Consider the following 20172-nt stretch of genomic DNA (forward strand, 5'->3'; position numbering starts at 1 on the left):
TACCTGCGATAGCGGTGGGTCAGCTAAAACTGCATGCACTGACAGACCGCTATCGCAGGCAAGCCAGCTCCCCCAGTTGACCGAGTTGGCCTTGATGATTTGAAAAAGCCCGCCACCGAGTGATCGGTGGCGGGCTTTTTTGTGCGCGTAAAGCTTAGATCGCGCCGCGCTGACGCAGCAGCTCCAGCACTTGCTTGACGCTGTCTTCCAGCGACAGTGCCTGGGTGTCGATCACCAGGTCGGCATTCAACGGCACGTCATACGGGAAGGACTCACCCGGGATGTTATCCCCGCCCGCCGCGTACAAGCCTTGCGGGTCACGCTCGGCGCACACCAGCGGCGAAGCCTGCACATAAACGGTCAGCAAACGATCACCGCCGATCAGTGCCTTGGCCTGCTCACGCCCTTCAGCATCCGGGGCCACGAACGCAGCCAGGGTCAACAAGCCCGCTTCGTTGAACTGACGCGCCACATGCGCGGCACGACGCCAGTTCTCGGTACGCCCGGCACGGTCCTGCGGCAAGCCCTTGTTCAGGTCGTGGCGCAGGTTCTGGCCATCCAGCACAAACACCGCACGGCCCATGTCGAACAGCTTGCGTTCAACAGCGTAGGCCAGGGTGCTTTTGCCGGCGCCCGACAAACCGCTGAACAACACGGTCGCCGGTTGCTGGCCGAAGCGCTGGGCGCGTTCTTCGGTGGCCACGTGCGCCAACTTGCCATGCTGCGCCGCGCTGCCATGGGTCACCGGCGGTGCGATGATCATGCCGGCGGCCACGGTGCCGTTGGTCAACCGGTCGATGACGATGAACGAACCGGTGGTGCGGTTGCTCGCGTAACCGTCCAGGGCGATCACTGTGTCGAGGCTGACCTTGACCCGGCCGATCTCGTTCAACTGCAAGGCGCTCGCCGGGCCTTCTTCCAGGGTGTTCACATCCACGCGATGCACGATGCTGGTGATGGAACCCGGCACGTAGCTGGTGGCGCGCTTGATGTCGTATTTCTTGCCCGGCAGCATCGGCTCTTCGGCCATCCACACCAGCATGGCGTCGAAGGCGTCGGTCACTTGCGGCACGTTGTCGGCGTGTACCAACAGGTCACCACGGGAGATGTCGATCTCGTCTTCCATGGTCAGGGTCACGGCCTGGCCGGGACCTGCGTTTTCCAGTTCACCTTCAAAGGTGACGATGGATTTGACGCGGCTGCTCTTGCCCGACGGCAGCACCACCACTTCGTCGCCCTTGTGCACGATGCCGCTGGCCAGGGTGCCGGCAAAACCACGGAAGTTCAGGTTCGGACGGTTGACGTACTGCACCGGGAAACGCAGGTCGGTGTAGTTGCGGTCGTTGGCGATCTCGACGGTCTCGAGGATTTCCATCAGCGACTGGCCGGTGTACCAGGGCGAACGCTCGCTCTTGTTCACCACGTTGTCGCCCTTGAGCGCCGACATCGGCACGAAGGCAAGGGTGCTCGGCTTGAACGCGATACCGTCGGCGAACTTCAGGTAATCGGCCTTGATCGACTCGAATACGCTTTGGTCAAAACCGTTGATGTCCATCTTGTTGACGGCCACCACGATGTGCTTGATGCCCAGCAACGAGGCGATAAAGCTGTGGCGGCGGGTCTGGGTCTGCACGCCGTAGCGGGCGTCGATCAGGATGATCGCCAGGTCACAGGTGGACGCACCGGTGGCCATGTTGCGGGTGTACTGCTCATGGCCGGGGGTGTCGGCGATGATGAATTTGCGCTTGGCGGTGGAGAAGTAGCGGTAGGCAACATCGATGGTGATGCCCTGCTCACGCTCGGCCTGCAGGCCGTCGACCAGCAACGCCAGGTCGATGTCATCGCCGGTGGTGCCGGATTTTTTCGAATCGCGGGTGATGGCTTCCAGATGGTCTTCATAGATCATCTTGGAGTCGTGCAGCAGGCGCCCGATCAGGGTGCTCTTGCCGTCGTCGACGTTGCCACAGGTCAGGAAGCGCAACATTTCCTTGCGCTCGTGCTGGCCCAGGTAGGCGAGGATGTCCTCGCTGATCAAATCAGATTGATGCGACATGACAGCCCCTTAGAAATAGCCTTGACGTTTTTTATCTTCCATCGAGCCTGCACCATCGTGGTCGATGACACGGCCCTGGCGCTCGGAAGTTCGCGTCAGGAGCATTTCCTGAATGATGTCCGTCAGCGTCTCGGCTTCGGACTCCACCGCGCCCGTCAACGGGTAGCAGCCAAGGGTACGGAAACGTACTTTCTTTTTGACGATTCGGGCTTTGTCTTCGTCAGACAGATGCTCGAGGATCCGGTCGTCGTCGATCATGATCAACGTGCCGTTCTTCTCGATCACTTCGCGTTCGGCGGCGAAGTACAGCGGAACGATCGGGATACCTTCCAGGTAGATGTACTGCCAGATGTCCAGCTCGGTCCAGTTGGACAGCGGGAACACACGGATCGACTCGCCCTTGTTGACGTTGCCGTTGTAGACGTTCCACAGCTCCGGGCGCTGGTTTTTCGGGTCCCAGCGGTGCTTGCTGTCGCGGAACGAGTACACGCGCTCTTTGGCACGGGATTTCTCTTCATCGCGACGGGCACCGCCGAATGCTGCGTCGAAACCATGCTTGTCCAGGGCCTGTTTGAGGCCCTCGGTCTTCATGATGTCGGTGTGCTTGGCGCTGCCGTGGGTGAACGGGTTGATGTTCTGCGCCACGCCATCCGGATTGATATGGGTGATCAAGTCCAGACCAAGCTCTTCGACCATCTTGTCGCGGAACTTGTACATCTCCTGGAATTTCCAGCGGGTGTCGACGTGCATCACCGGAAACGGCAGCTTGCCCGGGAAAAATGCCTTGCGTGCCAGATGCAGCATCACGGCGGAGTCTTTACCGATCGAGTAGAGCATCACCGGGTTATCGAACTCGGCGGCGACCTCGCGGATGATGTGGATGCTTTCCGCCTCCAGCTGTTTCAGATGCGTCAGTTTGTCGACCATGGTTACTCACGGAAAAACGATCTTATGGACGGCCAGCGGGCCGTGTTCGAGCGGGGCATGCTAGCACAGCGCCTGATTCTATTGAGGGAGCCGGCTAGATCGAAACGGTATATGAATATACCTCGGGGTTTGGGGCACAGAGCGCGGTCAATGTGGGAGCTGGCTTGCCTGCGATGGCATCGCCGCGGTGTAACTGACCAACCGCGGTGCCTGCATCGCAGGCAAGCCAGCTCCCACAAGGATTGGGGATTATCCATTGTTGGTGGTGTTCTTTAGATGGGGTTGGGGCAATCGATGAACAGGTGTTCCAGGGCAAAACGCCGTGCCAGGTAATCACCCAACGCCTGCACACCATACCGCTCAGTGGCGTGATGCCCGGCCGCGATAAAGCTGATGTCGTTTTCCCGGGCACTGTGGAACGTCTGCTCCGACGCCTCGCCACTCAAGTACAAATCGACCCCGGCCAACACCGCCTGGTCGATATAACCCTGGCCACCCCCGGTGCACCAGCCGACCCGGCGAATCATCTCGCTGCCCTCGATCAGCAGCGGCTCGCGGCCCATGGTTTCCTGCACGCGGCGGGCGAAGTCGCGGGGCGACACCGGCTCGGCCAGGGAACCCACCAGGCCCACGACCTTGAGGTTGTCCGGGTCCAGCGGGCCTTCGACGGTGATGTCCAGTTGCCGGGCCAGTTGCACGTTGTTGCCGACTTCCGGGTGCAGATCCAGGGGCAGGTGATAGGCCAGCAGGCTGATGTCGTGCTTGAGCAGGGTTTTCAGGCGGCGCTGCTTCATGCCGGTGATGCACGGGCTTTCGCCTTTCCAGAAATAGCCGTGGTGTACCAGCACCAGGTCGGCCTGGGCCTCCACCGCCGCGTCCAGCAGTGCCTGGCTGGCGGTCACGCCGCTGACGATACGCAGCACCTGCGGCCGACCCTCGACCTGCAGGCCATTGGGGCAGTAATCGGCGATTTTTGCACTATTAAGGTAGCGGTCCGCTTCCTCGACTAAGGTGCTCAGGGCTACGGCCATAAAAGACTCCTAAATATCCCGTTCAGAGGCGCTCACGGCCTCGTATAATGCGCGACATTATGGGCGCTCTCCCGTCCCCTGCAACCTGTCAGGATTTTTCTTAATGCTCAAGGCACTGCGTTTTTTTGGATGGCCATTGTTGGCTGGCGTGCTGATCGCGATGCTGATTATTCAGCGTTATCCACAACTGGTCGGCCTGCCGACTTTCGATGTCAACCTGCAACAGGCACCGCAAACCAGCGCGGTGGTACAAGGCCCGGTGACTTACGCCGACGCGGTGGTGATCGCCGCCCCCGCCGTGGTCAACCTGTACACCACCAAAGTCATCAACAAACCGGCGCACCCGCTGTTTGAAGACCCACAGTTCCGCCGCTATTTCGGCGACAACGGGCCCAAGCAGCGGCGCATGGAATCCAGCCTCGGCTCCGGCGTGATCATGAGCCCGGAAGGCTACATCCTGACCAACAACCACGTGACCACCGGTGCCGACCAGATTGTCGTGGCCCTGCGTGATGGCCGGGAAACCCTGGCCCGTGTGGTCGGCAGCGACCCGGAAACCGACCTCGCAGTACTGAAAATCGATTTGAAAGGCCTGCCTTCGATCACCATCGGCCGCTCCGAAGGGCTGCGCGTGGGTGACGTGGCGCTGGCCATCGGCAACCCGTTCGGCGTCGGCCAGACGGTGACCATGGGCATCATCAGCGCCACCGGGCGCAACCAGTTGGGCCTCAACAGCTACGAAGACTTCATCCAGACCGACGCCGCGATCAACCCCGGCAACTCCGGCGGTGCGCTGGTGGATGCCAACGGCAACCTGACCGGCATCAACACGGCGATTTTCTCCAAGTCCGGCGGCTCCCAGGGCATCGGCTTCGCCATCCCGGTGAAGCTGGCCACTGAAGTGATGAAGTCGATCATCGAGCATGGCCAGGTGATTCGCGGCTGGCTGGGGATTGAAGTACAGCCCTTGACCAAGGAACTGGCCGAGTCGTTTGGCCTGACCGGGCGCCCTGGCATCGTAGTCGCCGGGATCTTCCGCGATGGCCCGGCGCAGAAAGCCGGCCTGCAACTGGGCGACGTGATCCTCAGCATCGACGGCGAACCAGCCGGCGACGGGCGCAAGTCGATGAACCAGGTGGCGCGGATAAAGCCGACCGACAAGGTGGCGATCCAGGTGATGCGCAATGGCAAGGAGATCAAGCTGCAGGCAGAAGTGGGCCTGCGTCCGCCGCCTGCGCCGGTGAAAGAAGAGGAATAACGGCGCCGGGAGCCCGTTCGCGGGCTCCTGTTACCTAATATTTCAGAAGGAAATTATTCTCATTAGAGATGTTATATTGTTTCAATATTGCTATTGGAACGCTCTATCATGCCGTCTCGAAGATTTGCCCCACTGGCCGCAATTGCCTTGGGTTTACTGGTAGAACCGGCCTGCGCCGAAGACAACACCCCGCTTGAACTGGACGCCACCCGCATCACCAGCGAGGCCTACGAATCGGCCACCGGCCCGGTCAAGGGCTATCGCGCCACCCGCTCCGCCAGCGCCACCAAGACCGACACCGCCCTGCGGGACATCCCGCAATCCATCAGCGTGATTCCCGCCTCGGTGCTCCAGGACCTGGGCAGCACCAACGTCGAGCGCGCCCTGGAGTTCGCCGGCGGCGTCTCCAAACAGAATAACTTCGGTGGCCTGACGCTTTACGAATACAGCGTTCGCGGCTTCACCACCTCAGAGTTCTACGTGGACGGTTTCAGCGCCAACCGCGGCTACCCGAGCACACCGGACGCGGCCAATATCGAACGCATCGAAGTGCTCAAGGGCCCCGCCGCCAGCCTGTATGGCCGTGGCGACCCGGGCGGCACGGTGAATATCGTCAGCAAAAAGCCGCAGCCCGAACCCTTCACCACCGTGCAGACCAGCGCCGGCAGTTGGGATCGCTACCGCACCGCGCTGGACGTGAACACACCACTGGACAGCGAGGGCAACGTGCTGTCGCGGGTCAACCTGGCGGTGGAAGACAACCACAGCTTTCGTGACCACGTCGAGGCCAAGCGGGTGTTCGTCGCGCCCTCCATCAGTTGGCAACTGGACCCGGACACAAGCCTGTTGGTGGAAAGCGAATTCGTGCGCCACCGCTCCACCTTCGACCGTGGCATCGTCGCGCCCAACAACCGCTGGAGCGGCGTTTCCCGCTCGACCTTCCTCGGCGAGCCCAACGACGGCGATATCCGCAACCACAACAACCGCCTGCAAGCCACCCTCGAACATCACCTCAACGATGCCTGGCAGCTGCGCCTGGCCAGCCACTACAAACAAGGCAGCCTGTGGGGCGACGCTTCGGAAAACCGCCCGCTGGATACCGATGGCCACACCCTCAACCGCCGCTACCGCGAACGCTCCACCGGTTGGCACGACAGCATCACCCAACTCGAACTGCGCGGGCGGTTCGACATCGGCAGCTGGCAGCACGAACTGCTGGTCGGCACCGAATACGAGGACTACCGCAAGAAAGAACGGGTGACCGCCATCGCCGGCGGCCCCTATACCATCGACATCTACAACCCGGTCTACGGCCAGCCCAAACCCAACGGCGCACGTTCCGGCACCGACTTTTTCGAACAGGTGAAAAGCCAGGCGCTGAACCTGCAGGACCAGATCATCTTCACCGACCGCCTGCGCGGGATGATCGGCGCGCGTTTCGAACACTTCGAGCAGCGCACCGACGACTTCGCCCGCAACCATGCGAAAAGCCAACAAACCCACGACGCCCTGACCCAACGCGCCGGCCTGCTCTATCAACTGACGCCCGAAGTAGGCCTGTTCGCCAACGCGTCCACCTCGTTCAAGCCCAACAATGGCCTGGACGCCGGCGGCAAATCCTTCAAGCCGGAGGAAGGCGTGGGTTATGAAATCGGGATCAAGAGCGAGCTGTTCGACGACCGCCTGAGCACCACCCTCGCCGCCTTCCATATCGAGAAGGAAAATGTCCTGGCCCTGGACCCGGCCACCGACACCAACCGCGCCATGGGCAAGGCTCGCAGCCAGGGTTTTGACCTGCAACTGACCGGGCAAGTGACTGACGCCGTACGGGTGATCGGCGCCTTTGCCTACATCGACGCGGAAGTGACCAAGGGCGACAAAACCATCCCTACCGGCAGCCGGATTCTCGGCGTGGCCAAACGCAGCGGCAGCTTGCTTGGGGTGTATGAATTCCAGGATGGCCTGCTGCGCGGTTCCGACCTTGGCGCGGCCTTTACCTACGTGGGCGATCGCTCGGGTGAAGCCGGTGGCCGCTTCGAACTGCCGGCTTACCACACCGTCGATTTGCTCGCGCACTACAAGGCCAGCGACAACGTCACCGTGGGCCTGAACCTCAACAACCTGTTCGATGAAAAGTACTACGAGCGCTCCTACAGCAATTACTGGGTCAACCCCGGTGAGCCGCGCAATTTCACCGTCAGCCTGACCCTCAACCTGTAAAAGGACGTCACCATGCAAGCCTTCAAATCCCTGGCCGTACTCGGCCTGCTGTTTGCCACCCAAGTCTCGGCCCACGGCCTGTGGACCGAACAACGGCGCGGCAATATCGAAGTGATCTACGGCCACGGTGCCGAAGACAACGCGTTCAAGGCGCAGAAAATCAGTGGCGCCTGGGCCTATGACGCCAGCGGCAAAATGATCCCGGTAACGGTGGAACGCCTGCCCGACCATGCGCGCCTGAAGCCGCTCAAGTCGCCGGCGGTGTTGGCCGTGGCGCTGGATAACGGGATGTGGTCGCAGACCGCTGACAAGAAGTGGATCAACCAGGGCCGCAGCAACGTGCCGGGGGCGATCGAGTCGACCCAGACCTTCAAGTACAGCCTGGCGATTTACCAGCCGGGGGCGAAGTTGCCGAAGCTGGATCAGATCAAGCTGCTGATCTTGCCGGAGGTTGATCCACTGACCGTAGGCCCGGGCAAGTCACTGCCGGTGCGGGTGCTGCTGGATGGCAAGCCGGCGGCGGGGATCAAGCTGATTGGGGATTATCGCAATGCACCTGGCACGCTGAGCACCGAGACCGATAAAGACGGCCGCGCGCAGGTGCTGGTGAGGAATGAAGGGTTGAATGTGATTGCGGCGCAGGTGGAAATCCCGCTCAAGGACAATGCTGATGTAGCGACTCGCGGGCTGTTCAGTTCCCTGACCTTCCTGGGCGAGCCGCATCACGAATAACCCCGCAAAACAATGTAGGAGCCGGGCTTGCCCGCGATGGCGATTTTTCAGTCGAGGCATCTGGTGACTGATCCACCGCTATCGCGGGCAAGCCCGGCTCCCACATTTGATCTCTATCGTTTCGACAATCGGATCACAGCGATACCGGTGCTCTTTCGCACAACGTATTCAGCGCCACAGCCCACTGCGGGTCGTCATTCAGGCAAGGCACCAACACCAACTCCTCGCCCCCCGCCTCGCGGAACTGTTCCAACCCGCGATCGCCAATCTCTTCCAGCGTCTCGATGCAGTCCGCGACAAACGCCGGGCACATCACCAACAGCTTCTTCACGCCTTGCTGAGCCAACGCTTCAAGGCGTGCCTCGGTGTAGGGTTCGATCCACTTGGCCCGGCCCAATCGCGACTGGAACGCCACCGACCACTTGCCCTCCGGCAAACCCAGGCGCTCGGCAAAATCCCGCGCAACGCTGAAGCATTGGGCGCGATAGCAAGTGGCAAGCACCTCGGGAGAGGCGTTCTGGCAACAGTTGGCGTCCTTGAAACAGTGTTGCCCGGTAGGGTCGAGCTTTTTCAGGTGACGCTCGGGCAAGCCGTGGAAACTCAGCAGCAGGTGATCGAAATCCTGCTCCACGTAGGCCTTGGCACTGTTGGCCAGCGCATCGAGGTATTCCGGCTGATCGTAAAACGGCTGCAAGATCGAAAACTCAATCGCCAGCTTCTTGTCCCGCACCACGCGCCGGGCTTCTTCAATCACCGTGGTCACGGTGCTGTCGGCGAACTGCGGGTACAACGGCGCCAGGGTGACTTTCTTGATGCCCTGGGATGCCAAACGAGTCAGTACGCTTTCAATCGACGGCTCGCCATAACGCATCGCCAGTTCCACCGGGCCCTGGGTCCATTGCGACGTCATCTGTTGTTGCAGGCGACGGCTGAGGACTACCAGCGGCGAGCCTTCGTCCCACCAGATCGAGGCGTAGGCATGGGCCGACTGCTCGGGGCGCTTGATCAGGATCAGCGACACCAGCAAACGCCGCACCGGCCACGGCAGGTCGATGACGTAAGGGTCCATCAGGAACTGGTTAAGGTAGCTGCGCACATCCGCCACCGAAGTGGACGCCGGTGAACCCAGGTTGACCAGTAACAACGCGTGATCCGTCATGCAACATCCTATCTCTAGAGGCGGCTGGACAAGTCGTCCAGGGCCGCGTGCAACTCAGTGAACTGGAAAGTGAAACCGGCCGCCAACAGCCGCTGGGGCAACGCCCGCTGGCCACCCAGCAACAAGCCGGACAACTCACCCAGGCCGATGCGCAAGGCAAACGCCGGCATGGGCATGAACGCCGGGCGGTGCAGCACCTTGCCCAGGGTCTTGGCAAACTCAAGGTTGCGCACCGGGTGTGGCGCGCACGCATTATAAGGACCGCTGGCATCGCTCTTGTGCAGAAGAAAATCAATCAAGGCGATTTGATCCTTTATATGGACCCACGGCATCCACTGCCGACCATTGCCGATAGGCCCGCCCAGCGCCAGTTTGAACGGCAGCAACAGCCGCGACAAAAAGCCGCCCTCGGCCGCCAGCACCAACCCGGTACGCACCAGTACCACGCGGATACCCAATGCCTCGGCGCGCTGGGCCGTTTCCTCCCAGGCGATCGATAGCTGGCTGCCGAAATCGTCCTGCACCGGGCCACTGTCTTCGGTCAGCTCACGCTCGCCGCCGTCGCCATACCAGCCGACCGCAGAGCCGGAAATCAGCACGGCCGGTTTTTGCTCGAGGCCCTCCAGCCAGGCCAACAAGGTTTCGGTCAGACCGATACGGCTGCTCCACAGCAGCGCCTTGCGTTTATGGGTCCAGGGGCGGTCGGCAATCGGCGCCCCGGCCAGGTTGACCACCGCGTCCACCGGCTCGTTTATGTCTTGCAGGCGGGCGATGCCGCGCACTTGGGCGCCGCACAGTTTCGCCACTTGCTCGGGATGGCGGCTCCAGACCGTAAGTTGATGGCCTTGGGCAAGCCAGTGTTGGCAGAGTTGACGGCCGATCAAACCCGTACCGCCGGTCAGCAAAATGTGCATGAGTTGTTCCTCGTGTAACGTTCGCCGACCACCGTTAGTCTATTTTATAGACAGGGATGTTTTAATCGGGCGCAACGGTGGTTAAACCCTCAGGTTTAACCATAGGTCACGCCAAACGATCAGGTACGCCAAAACTTATACCAAAAAACAATATTGTACAGCTATTGGTGTCGGCGTAGTCTGTACCCAACGGTAAAACGAGGCCTCCCATGACTGTTCCCATCGCGATCATTGGCACCGGCATCGCCGGTCTCTCCGCCGCCCGAGCGTTGAAAGACGCGGGGCACGCTGTACAACTCTTCGATAAAAGCCGCGGCAGTGGCGGTCGCATGTCCAGCAAGCGCAGCGATGCCGGGGCACTGGACATGGGCGCACAGTACTTCACCGCCCGCGACCGGCGTTTCGTCAACGAAGTGCAACGCTGGCAGGCCCAGGGTTGCGCCGAGCAATGGAAACCCCAGCTGTACAACTTCAAGTCCGGGCAACTCACGCCCTCCCCCGATGAACAGATCCGCTGGGTCGGCACGCCGCGCATGAGCGCGATCACCCGTGCCCTGCTGGATGACCTGCCGGTGCACTTCGGCTGCCGCATCACCGAAGTGTTCCAGGGCAAACACCACTGGAACCTGCTGGACGCCGACGGCGAAAACCACGGCCCCTTCAGCCACGTGATCATCGCCACTCCGGCGCCGCAGGCCACCGCCTTGCTGGCCGCTGCGCCCAAGCTGGCGAGTGCCGCCGCCGGGGTAAAAATGGACCCGACCTGGGCCGTCGCCCTGGCCTTCGACAAGCCGTTGGATACGCCCATGGAAGGCTGCTTCGTGCAGGACAGCCCGCTGGACTGGCTGGCCCGCAACCGCAGCAAACCGGGGCGCGACACCACCCTCGACACCTGGGTTCTGCACGCCACCAGCACCTGGAGCAAGCAACACCTGGACCTGTCCAAGGAAGCGGTGATCGAACACCTGCACGGCGCCTTCGCCGAACTTTTGCACAGCGCGATGCCTGCACCCTCCTTCACTCTCGCCCACCGCTGGCTGTACGCGCGGCCGTCCACCAGCCACGAATTTGGCGTGCTGGCCGACGCCGACCTGGGCTTGTACGTGTGCGGTGACTGGTGCCTGTCAGGCCGTGTGGAAGGCGCTTGGCTCAGTGGCCAGGAAGCGGCCCGGCGGCTGATCGAGCACCTGCAATGAACCGCATCAATCCCGCCAAGTTGCTGCTGTCGAAGTGGACAGCAGCCCGCCCGCAGCACAAGGAAAAACACTTCCTGGTGACCCAGTTGCTGCGCGACGACGATGGCGATGTGCAGGAGATCGAGCTGGAAGCCGTCATGAGCCATCGCGTGCAGCGCCTGGCCTGGCAAACCCTGCAAAACGCGGAAGACTGGAAAATCGGCTGGAAATAGCCGCCCCCGAAAAAACCTGTACAAATTATTTGACTTGTACAGCTTCAAACCTATGATGAGATTAAGTTGTACAGAAATTTAACTCTGTACAGGATTTTTCATAGAGGTTTGGCCATGCCCAGCACCCTGCCCGCCACCGGCAAACCGAAAATCGCCATCAGTGCCTGCCTGTTGGGCGAGAACGTGCGGTTCAACGGCGGGCACAAACAATCCCATCTGTGCAGCCACACCCTCGCCGATTACTTCGACTTCGTGCCGCTGTGCCCGGAAGTGGCCATCGGCCTGGGCATTCCCCGCGAGCCGATTCGCCTGGTGGGCGACCCGCTCAACCCCCAGGCCGTTGGCACGGTGCACCGCGAACTCAACGTGACCCGGCCGCTGGACGACTACGGCCAACAAATGGCCGCTGAACACACCGACCTCTGCGGTTACATCTTCATGCAGAAATCCCCGTCCTGCGGCCTGGAGCGGGTCAAGGTCTATCAGGAAAACGGCATGCCCATCGACGGCGGCGGGCGCGGCATCTATGCCCAGGCGTTTTGCGCGCGCCACCCCAACCTGCCGGTAGAAGAAGACGGTCGGCTGAATGACCCGGTACTGCGGGAAAACTTCCTGACCCGGGTATTCGTCTACGCCACCTGGCAGCAACTGCTCGCCGAAGGCCTGACCCGCCACCGCCTGCTGGAATTTCACGCTCGCTACAAATACCTGCTGATGGCCCACAGCCCGGCGCATTACAAAAGCCTCGGCAACCTGCTGGGCAGCATGCCCAGGGACGTCGACCTCGACGCCCTGGCCGCCGGCTATTTCAGCGAACTGATGACCGCCCTGACCAAGTGCGCCACACGCGGCACCCACACCAACGTGTTGCAACACATCAGCGGCTACCTCAAGCAAGCCATCAGCGCCGAAGACAAACAGGAAGTGCAGACCCTCATCGGCCAATACCGCCAGGGCATCGTGCCGCTGGTGGTGCCGTTGACCCTGCTCAAGCACCACTTTCGCCAGCATCCGGACCGCTACATCGCGCAGCAGGCTTACCTGCAACCGCACCCGGAAAACCTCAGCCTGCGTAATGCGATTTAACCTATGACTCTCCCCCTGCAAGAACCTGTCGAAGACATCGCCGAGGCCATCGAACAAGGCTGGCTGCCGATCCGCGAAGTGGCGCGCCAGACCGGCGTCAACGCCGTGACCCTGCGCGCCTGGGAGCGACGCTACGGCCTGATCGTGCCCCAGCGTACGCCCAAGGGGCACCGGCTGTTTTCTGCCGAGCACGTGCAACGCATCCACACCATCCTGACCTGGCTCAACCGCGGCGTGCCCGTCAGCCAGGTCAAGAGCCTGATCGACACCGCGCAACCCGCCAGCGAGCCGCCGGTGGAAAACGAATGGCACAACCGTCGCCAGCACCTGATGCAGGCCATCAGCGAATTGGCCGAACGCCGAGTGGATGACGCCTTCAACCAGGCCATGGCGCTGTACCCGCCGCGCACCCTGTGCGAGCAGTTGTTATTGCCGTTGCTCAAGGAGCTTGAACTGCGCTGGCAAGGCCAATTCGGCGCGCAGATGGAGCGGGTGTTTTTTTACTCCTGGCTGCGCAGCAAATTCGGCGCGCGGATGTACCACAACAACCGCCAACTCAATGGCGCGCCGTTGCTGCTGGTCAACCAATCCGACCTGCCGCTGGAGCCGCATCTGTGGCTCACCGCCTGGCTGGCCAGCAGCGCCGACTGCCCGGTGGAAGTGTTCGACTGGCCACTGCCGGCCGGCGAACTGGCCCTGGCCGTCGAGCACCTGCAACCCCGGGCGGTGCTGCTGTATTCGAGCAAGGCACTCCATACGTCGGCACTGGGCAAACTTTTGAGCGGCTTCAGTTGCCCAAAACTGATAACCGGACCAACGGTATGCATCCACCAGGCCGAGCTGTCCGTATTAACCCAAGACATTCCTGATTTGCTGCTGGCCGAAGACCCGTTATCGGCCCATCAGGTACTGATCCAGCAGGGACTTATTTAAATGCACTTGATCTGGCTGCGCACCGACCTGCGCCTGCATGACAACACCGCCCTCGCCGCCGCCGCACAGCGCGGCCCGACAGCGGCTGTCTACCTGATCAGCCCGCAGCAGTGGCTGGCCCACGATGACGCGCCGTGCAAAGTCGACTTCTGGCTGCGCAACCTCAAGCGCTTGAGCGTGGCATTGGGCGAGTTGAACATCCCGCTTTTGGTCCGCCCCGCCGCTACCTGGGACCAGGCACCGCAAGTCCTGGCAGACCTGTGCCAGGAACTGTCGGTCGAGTCGGTGCACGTCAATGACGAATATGGCATCCACGAAGAGCGCCGCGACGCCGCCGTCGCCCAGGCCCTCGAAGCCCGGGGCGTAACCTTCCACAACTACCTGGACCAGCTGCTGTTCCAGCCCGGCAGCGTCCTGACCAAGACCGGTACGTACTTCCAGGTGTTCAGCCAGTTCCGCAAGGTCTGCTACAGCCGCTTGCACGGCGCGCTGCCCCGCCTGGTCGCAACACCCAAGGCCCAAGCGCCGCTCACACTCAAAAGCGACCCGGTCCCGGATCACGTCGACGGTTTTGCCTCGCCAACCGAGGCCCTGCGCGCCCTGTGGCCAGCCGGTGAAGCCGAAGCCCGTCGCCGTCTCGAGCAGTTTGCCGACGGGCAAATCAGCTACTACAAAGACGAACGCGACTTCCCGGCCAAGCCCGGCACCAGCCAGCTCTCGGCTTACCTGGCCGCCGGTGTGGTTTCGCCGCGCCAGTGCCTGCACGCCGCACTGCAAAGCAACCAGGGTGAGTTCGAAAGCGGCGACATCGGCGCCATCACCTGGATCAACGAACTGCTGTGGCGCGAGTTCTACAAACATATCCTGGTGGGTTACCCACGGGTCTCGCGCCACCGCGCGTTCCGCCCGGAAACCGAAGCCGTGGCCTGGCGCAACAGCCCCGACGACTTGAAGGCCTGGCAGGAAGCCCGCACCGGCCTGCCGATCATCGATGCGGCCATGCGCCAATTGCTGGAAACCGGCTGGATGCATAACCGCCTGCGCATGGTGGTGGCGATGTTCCTGACCAAAAACCTGCTGATCGACTGGCGCGAAGGCGAGCGTTTTTTCATGCGCCACCTGATCGACGGCGACCTGGCCGCTAACAACGGCGGCTGGCAGTGGAGTTCGTCCACCGGCACCGACTCGGCGCCGTATTTCCGGATTTTCAGCCCCTTGAGCCAGTCGGAAAAATTCGACGGCGAAGGCGTGTTCATCAAGCACTGGCTGCCGCAACTGGCGGCGCTGAACAAAAAGGAAGTGCACAACCCCGACGCCGTGGGCGGCCTGTTCGGCGTGGCCGACTATCCTCGTCCTATCGTCGATTTGAAAAAATCCCGCGACCGCGCCCTCGCCGCCTTCCGCAGCCTGCCTTCACGCCAGGCGGTCGGGGGTGGTTATGAGTGACTTCCTGCGCCGCTTCGCCCAGGCCTTTGCCAGTGTGGACAAGCACAACCTGCACCTGCTCGACAGCCTGTACAGCCAGGACATCAGCTTTACCGACCCGCTGCATGAAGTGCACGGGCTGCCGGCGCTGCACCGTTACTTCGCCGAGCTGTACGACAACGTCACCCAGCTGCGCTTTGACTTCCATGGCTTCGATCAAGTGGCTGAAGGCGAAGGCTACCTGCGCTGGAAAATGAGCTTCTGCCACCCGCGCCTGGCCAAGGGCGAAGTGATTCGCGTCGAAGGCTGCTCGCACCTGCTGTGGCGCGACAAGGTGTACCAGCATCGAGACTATTTCGACGCAGGTGCACTGCTGTATGAACACGTGCCGGTCCTCGGTGGCGTGGTCAGTTGGTTGAAAAGGAGAATGGGATGAGCCTTATACCCCCACGCCGTTATTGGTTGACCGGCGCCAGCAGTGGCATCGGTGCCGAACTGGCCAAGGCGCTGCTCGACAGCGGCGCCCACGTGGCCGTCAGCTCCCGCTCCAAGGCGCCGCTGGAGCAGCTCGCAACGCAATACCCCGGGCAAGTGCTGGTTGTGGCAGGCGACCTGACCAACAGCCAGACCGTGCGCGAAATCGGTGAACACATCGCCACGGTCTGGGGCTCGCTGGACACTGTGATCCTTAACGCCGGCACCTGCGAATACGTGGATGCCAAGCAATTCGACGCCTCGATCATCGAACACGTGGTGCGCACCAACCTGCTCGCCAGCAGTTACTGCATCGAGGCTGCCCTGCCGCTGTTGCGCGCAGGCAATACCCCGCACCTGGTCGGCGTGGCCAGCGCAGTGACCTACCTGCCGATGCCCCGGGCGGAAGCCTATGGTGCCTCCAAGGCCGGCCTGCGTTACCTGTTCGAATCCCTGCGCATCGACCTGTCACCCGAAGGGATTGACGTCACGGTGGTCAGCCCGGGGTTTGTCGACACACCGCTGACGGCCCGCAATGATTTCCCGATGCCCTTGAGCTGGCCGGCGGACAAGGCCGCGCGGCATATCTTCGCCAAGCTGAAAAACCGTCCCTTGGAAATTGCCTTTCCGGCCCTGTTTATTGCCGCGTTGTGGCCGCTGTCGAAGTTGCCGAACCGGGTGCAACTGATCATCGGCAAACGCATGCTGCGCAGCCCGCCACCGCTCAAGGACGACCTGTGAAGATCGCCATTATCGGCAGCGGCATTGCCGGGCTGACCAGTGCCTACCTGCTCAGCCGCCGCCATGACATCACCCTGTTCGAGGCGGGCGACCGCATCGGCGGGCACACCCACACGGTGAATGTCACGGTGGATGGCAAAAGCTATGCGGTGGACACCGGCTTCATCGTGTTCAACAACTGGACCTACCCCAACTTCATCAAGCTGCTGGGGCAGGTCGGCGTGACGTTCAAACCCACCGAGATGAGCTTTTCGGTGTGCGACCCGAACGCCGGGTTCGAATACAACGGCAACAACCTCAACAGCCTGTTCGCCCAACGCAGCAACATTCTGTCGCCGAGGTTCTGGGGCATGTTGCGCGACATCCTGCGCTTCAACCGCCAGGCGCCGCTGGACCTGCAAGAGCAACGCATCAGCGCCGAGATGACCCTGGGCGAGTACCTGCAAGCGGGCGGCTACGGCCAGCGGTTTATCCAGCACTACATCGTGCCGATGGGCGCGGCGATCTGGTCGATGTCCCTGGCGGACATGCTCGGGTTTCCCCTGCAATTCTTCGTACGGTTCTTCAAGAACCATGGCTTGTTGTCGGTGAGCAACCGGCCGCAGTGGTGCGTGATCGAAGGCGGTTCCAGCCGCTATATCGAGCCGCTGACCCAGTCCTTTCGCGAAAAAATCCGCCTCAACTGCCCGGTGACCCGGGTTGAACGCACAGCGATCGGCGTGGTGATCCACAGCGCCGCCGGCAGCGAGGCCTTCGACAAGGTGGTGTTCGCCTGCCACAGCGACCAGGCCCTGGCACTGCTGGGCGATGCGAGCCTGGCCGAGCAACAGATCCTCGGCGCCTTGCCCTACGCCGACAACGACGTGGTCCTGCACACCGACACCCGCTTGCTGCCCGAGCGCAAACTGGCCTGGGCCAGCTGGAACTACCGCCTGGACGGCAGCGCGCAAAAGCAGGCGGCCGTGACCTACGACATGAACATTCTGCAAGGCATCGACAGCGCCACCACCTTTTGCGTGAGCCTCAACCAGACGGCGATGATCAACCCGCTCAAAGTCCTCGCCCGCTACACCTATGCCCATCCGCAATACAGCCTGGCCGCCGTGGCCGCGCAAGCGCGCTGGGAAGAATTGCACGGCGCGCAGCACACCTATTATTGCGGCGCCTACTGGGCCAACGGTTTCCACGAAGACGGCGTGGTCAGCGCGTTGCGCGTGGCCAAGGCATTTGGGGAAATCCTGTGAACAGCGCCCTCTACAGCGGCTGGATCGCCCATCGGCGGTTTACGCCCAAGGGCCATGCCTTCCGCTACCGGATCGGCCTGCTGTACCTGGACCTCAGCGAACAGCACGACGTGTTCGGCTTGTCGCCACTGGCGGGCGAGCGCTGGGCGCCCTTCGCGTTTCGCCAGCAGGATTACCTGCGAGAATTCACCCGTCACGGCATGAGCTTGACCGATGCCGTACGCCAAGAAGTCGGCAAGGCCCTGGGGCGCATCCCCCTGGGCGCAATCTGCCTGCTGACCCAGGCTCGCAGTTGGGGCCTGGCTTTTAATCCGGTGAGTTTCTTCTACTGCTTCGAGGCCGATGGAACACTGGCCGCGATCCTCTGTGAAGTGACCAACACCCCGTGGCGCGAGCGCTATCACTACGTGCTGCCGGCCCAGGCGTTGCCTGCCGACGAGCACCAGCACTTCGCCGTGGCCAAGGCGTTTCATGTGTCGCCGTTTTTGCCCCGAGACCTTGAGTACCGCATGAGCTTCAGCCCGCCCGCCGCGAAACTCGGCGTGCACATGGCCGACTGGCAGGGCGAGCTGAAAGTCTTCGACGCCACCTTGAGCCTGCAACGCGAAGCCTTGAACCGCGCCAGCCTGCACCGTTACCTGTGGCGCTTCCCGTGGATGACCGCCAAGACCTGCCTGGCCATTTATTGGCAAGCCTTGCGCCTTCTGCTTAAACGCACGCCGATTTTTTCCCATCACGCCGCCGAAGGCGCTTCTCGCACCGCAGTCGGGTACACCAAGGATCGCCGCCATGAAATCCCCTAGCTTATCGGTCAAATCCAACCGCTTGAACGTCAACGGCATGACCGCCGCACTGCTGCGCAAAGCGGTGCTGCGCCAGCTCGGCCAACTGCGCCACGGCCAGTTGGTGGTGGTGGAGGACGGCGAACGGCAAGTCTTCGGCGCACGGGAAGCGCACCTGCTGGGGGAAATCCAGATCCTCGATTCAGCCGTGTGGGGCCTGGTGGCGGCCAACGGTTCCATCGGTGCGGGCGAAGCATTTATTCATGGTTACTGGAGCAGCCCGGACCTCACCGCCGTGGTGCGGGTGATGGTCAGTAACCTCGATGTGCTGGATGCGCTGGAAGGTGGCCTGGCCAAGCTCGCGCGGCCCTTCACCCAGGGCCTGCACTGGCTCAACCGCAATACGCGCAAGGGCTCGCAGAAAAACATCGCTGCCCACTACGACCTGGGCAACGACCTGTTCGAAGAATTCCTCGACCCGACCATGATGTATTCGGCCGCGCAGTTCCTCACCGCCGACGACACCCTGGAACAGGCGCAGTTGAACAAGCTGGAACGCATTTGCCAGAAGCTCGCCCTGAAACCGTCCGACCACCTGCTGGAAATCGGCACCGGCTGGGGCAGCATGGCGATTTATGCGGCGCAGCAATATGGCTGCAAGGTCACCACCACGACCTTGTCCAAAGAGCAGTTTGCCTACACTGAAAAACGCATCGAGGCCCTGGGTTTGCAGAACCAGGTGACGCTGCTGCTGGAGGACTACCGCGACCTGACCGGGCAGTACGACAAGCTGGTGTCCATCGAGATGATCGAAGCGGTGGGCCATCGCTTCCTGCCCACCTATTTCAAGCAGTGCGCGCAGTTGCTCAAGGGCAACGGCCTGATGTTGCTGCAAGCCATCACCATTCGTGAGCAACGCTACGAACAGGCCAAGAGCAGCGTGGACTTTATCCAGCGCTACATCTTCCCCGGCGGTGCCCTGCCCTGCGTGCAGAAGATGCTCGAGATCGTCAGCCGCGACACCGACATGAACCTGCTGCACATGGAGGATTTCGGCCTGCACTACGCGCGTACCCTGCGCCTGTGGCATGAAAACTTTCGCCGCGCCCACAGCCGCCTGACAGACATGGGCTACGACGAATACTTCCTGCGCCTGTGGGAGTTTTACCTGTGCTACTGCGAAGGCGGCTTCATGGAGCGCACCATCGGCACCGCGCAGATGCTACTCGCCAAGCCGGCGGCGCTGACCCAACCGCTGCTCGGGCGTTTTGATGCTTAAACCGCTGGCGAACGCCGTGCTGTTCCAGTGCGGCTGGTTTGCCTGTGTGCTGGGCGGCAACAGCCTGTGGCTGTTGGTGGGAGCGGCCGTGCTGGCGGTCCATCTGCTGTGGATAAGTTCGTGGTCCGAGGAGGGCCAGGTGATCCTGGCCGTCACCCTGCTGGGCACGGTGATCGACACCGCGTTGCGCGGGTTTGGCGTGTTTCATTTCAGCATGCCGGGGCCATTGGCGCCTTTATGGCTGATCCTGTTGTGGGCGCTGCTGGCAACCACGCTGCGCCATTGCCTGGCCTGGAGCGCGCAGCCCTGGTGGCGCGCGAGCCTGTTGGGTGCGGTGGGCGGGCCGTTGTCTTATTACGCCGGCAGCCAGTTGGCCGGGGTCAGTTTCGGCTACGGCACCGTGGCGACCCTCCTCGGCCTGGCGTTGCTCTGGGGCATGATTTTTCCATTGCTGCACTGGGTCGCCAGGCAGTTGGCACACTGACGTCCGTCAGGCCTTTCACACA

At 62.0% G+C, this 20172-nt stretch carries 19 protein-coding genes; 14 read left to right on the forward strand and 5 right to left on the reverse strand.

The genetic code is table 11. The features are described from left to right. Positions 1-154: 154 nt before the first annotated feature. The 3 genes from cysN to V3W39_RS15910 all read right to left on the reverse strand — a co-directional run bounded on the left by cysN (position 155) and on the right by V3W39_RS15910 (position 4011). Complete coding sequence (gene cysN / locus V3W39_RS15900; protein ID WP_008432291.1) at positions 155-2053, reverse strand: sulfate adenylyltransferase subunit CysN; 1899 nt, start codon at positions 2051-2053, stop codon at positions 155-157. A gap of 9 nt (positions 2054-2062) precedes the next feature. Then, positions 2063-2980: a sulfate adenylyltransferase subunit CysD gene (cysD, locus tag V3W39_RS15905; protein WP_016971196.1), complete on the reverse strand. Its 918-nt coding sequence runs from the start codon at positions 2978-2980 to the stop codon at positions 2063-2065. 272 nt (positions 2981-3252) lie between these two features. After that, entirely contained in the window at positions 3253-4011 is a 759-nt protein-coding gene (locus V3W39_RS15910) for a Nif3-like dinuclear metal center hexameric protein (protein ID WP_330212944.1), read from the reverse strand. 103 nt (positions 4012-4114) lie between these two features. Here V3W39_RS15910 and algW point away from each other — a divergent pair, with 103 nt between their 5' ends. The 3 genes from algW to V3W39_RS15925 all read left to right on the forward strand — a co-directional run bounded on the left by algW (position 4115) and on the right by V3W39_RS15925 (position 8221). Next, complete coding sequence (gene algW / locus V3W39_RS15915; RefSeq protein ID WP_010177003.1) at positions 4115-5269, forward strand: Do family serine endopeptidase AlgW; 1155 nt, start codon at positions 4115-4117, stop codon at positions 5267-5269. A gap of 108 nt (positions 5270-5377) precedes the next feature. Beyond that, entirely contained in the window at positions 5378-7489 is a 2112-nt protein-coding gene (locus tag V3W39_RS15920; RefSeq protein WP_330212945.1) for a TonB-dependent siderophore receptor, read from the forward strand. A gap of 12 nt (positions 7490-7501) precedes the next feature. After that, positions 7502-8221: a DUF4198 domain-containing protein gene (locus V3W39_RS15925; RefSeq protein WP_330212946.1), complete on the forward strand. Its 720-nt coding sequence runs from the start codon at positions 7502-7504 to the stop codon at positions 8219-8221. 133 nt (positions 8222-8354) lie between these two features. Here the strand turns inward: V3W39_RS15925 and hemH are convergent, their stop codons facing one another. Together hemH and V3W39_RS15935 are read right to left on the reverse strand one after the other, a co-directional pair. Next, on the reverse strand, positions 8355-9380 hold the full coding sequence (gene hemH, locus V3W39_RS15930; protein ID WP_330212947.1) for a ferrochelatase: 1026 nt from the start codon (positions 9378-9380) through the stop codon (positions 8355-8357). A 14-nt stretch (positions 9381-9394) separates the two neighbouring features. Beyond that, a complete protein-coding gene (locus V3W39_RS15935) occupies positions 9395-10294 on the reverse strand; it encodes a TIGR01777 family oxidoreductase (protein ID WP_177120326.1) in 900 nt (299 codons plus the stop codon). Between the two features lie 209 nt (positions 10295-10503). Here V3W39_RS15935 and V3W39_RS15940 point away from each other — a divergent pair, with 209 nt between their 5' ends. From V3W39_RS15940 to V3W39_RS15990, 11 genes are all read left to right on the forward strand, one after another. Then, a complete protein-coding gene (locus V3W39_RS15940) occupies positions 10504-11490 on the forward strand; it encodes an NAD(P)/FAD-dependent oxidoreductase (protein WP_177048154.1) in 987 nt (328 codons plus the stop codon). Continuing rightward, positions 11487-11702 (forward strand): TIGR02450 family Trp-rich protein, encoded by a 216-nt coding sequence (locus V3W39_RS15945; RefSeq protein WP_177077155.1) that lies wholly within the window; start codon positions 11487-11489, stop codon positions 11700-11702. Before V3W39_RS15940 ends, V3W39_RS15945 begins: the two co-directional genes overlap by 4 nt. A gap of 114 nt (positions 11703-11816) precedes the next feature. Continuing rightward, complete coding sequence (locus V3W39_RS15950) at positions 11817-12788, forward strand: YbgA family protein (RefSeq protein WP_442968405.1); 972 nt, start codon at positions 11817-11819, stop codon at positions 12786-12788. Positions 12789-12791: 3 nt separating this feature from the next. Next, the gene (locus tag V3W39_RS15955) at positions 12792-13721 is read left to right on the forward strand and encodes a MerR family transcriptional regulator (protein WP_177048157.1); all 930 of its coding nucleotides are present in this window, start codon (positions 12792-12794) and stop codon (positions 13719-13721) included. Beyond that, positions 13722-15167, forward strand: coding sequence for a deoxyribodipyrimidine photo-lyase (gene phrB, locus V3W39_RS15960; RefSeq protein WP_177048159.1), 1446 nt, complete (start codon positions 13722-13724; stop codon positions 15165-15167). It abuts the gene before it with no gap. Continuing rightward, complete coding sequence (locus tag V3W39_RS15965) at positions 15160-15582, forward strand: nuclear transport factor 2 family protein (protein ID WP_177048161.1); 423 nt, start codon at positions 15160-15162, stop codon at positions 15580-15582. The genes phrB and V3W39_RS15965 overlap by 8 nt, the downstream gene beginning before the upstream one ends. Continuing rightward, positions 15579-16361 carry an SDR family NAD(P)-dependent oxidoreductase gene (locus tag V3W39_RS15970; protein ID WP_330212948.1) on the forward strand — a complete coding sequence of 261 codons (783 nt, stop codon included), beginning with the start codon at positions 15579-15581 and terminating at the stop codon, positions 16359-16361. The genes V3W39_RS15965 and V3W39_RS15970 overlap by 4 nt, the downstream gene beginning before the upstream one ends. Beyond that, a complete protein-coding gene (locus V3W39_RS15975; RefSeq protein WP_330212949.1) occupies positions 16358-17605 on the forward strand; it encodes an NAD(P)/FAD-dependent oxidoreductase in 1248 nt (415 codons plus the stop codon). The genes V3W39_RS15970 and V3W39_RS15975 overlap by 4 nt, the downstream gene beginning before the upstream one ends. After that, complete coding sequence (locus V3W39_RS15980; protein WP_177077147.1) at positions 17602-18408, forward strand: DUF1365 domain-containing protein; 807 nt, start codon at positions 17602-17604, stop codon at positions 18406-18408. Before V3W39_RS15975 ends, V3W39_RS15980 begins: the two co-directional genes overlap by 4 nt. After that, positions 18395-19666, forward strand: coding sequence for an SAM-dependent methyltransferase (locus tag V3W39_RS15985; protein ID WP_177115957.1), 1272 nt, complete (start codon positions 18395-18397; stop codon positions 19664-19666). The genes V3W39_RS15980 and V3W39_RS15985 overlap by 14 nt, the downstream gene beginning before the upstream one ends. Further along, positions 19659-20150 carry a DUF2878 domain-containing protein gene (locus tag V3W39_RS15990; protein WP_330212950.1) on the forward strand — a complete coding sequence of 164 codons (492 nt, stop codon included), beginning with the start codon at positions 19659-19661 and terminating at the stop codon, positions 20148-20150. The genes V3W39_RS15985 and V3W39_RS15990 overlap by 8 nt, the downstream gene beginning before the upstream one ends. Positions 20151-20172 lie beyond the last annotated feature (22 nt).

The organism is Pseudomonas sp. Z18(2022), assembly GCF_036346535.1.
GTDB classification, from domain to species: Bacteria; Pseudomonadota; Gammaproteobacteria; order Pseudomonadales; family Pseudomonadaceae; genus Aquipseudomonas; species Aquipseudomonas yamanorum_A.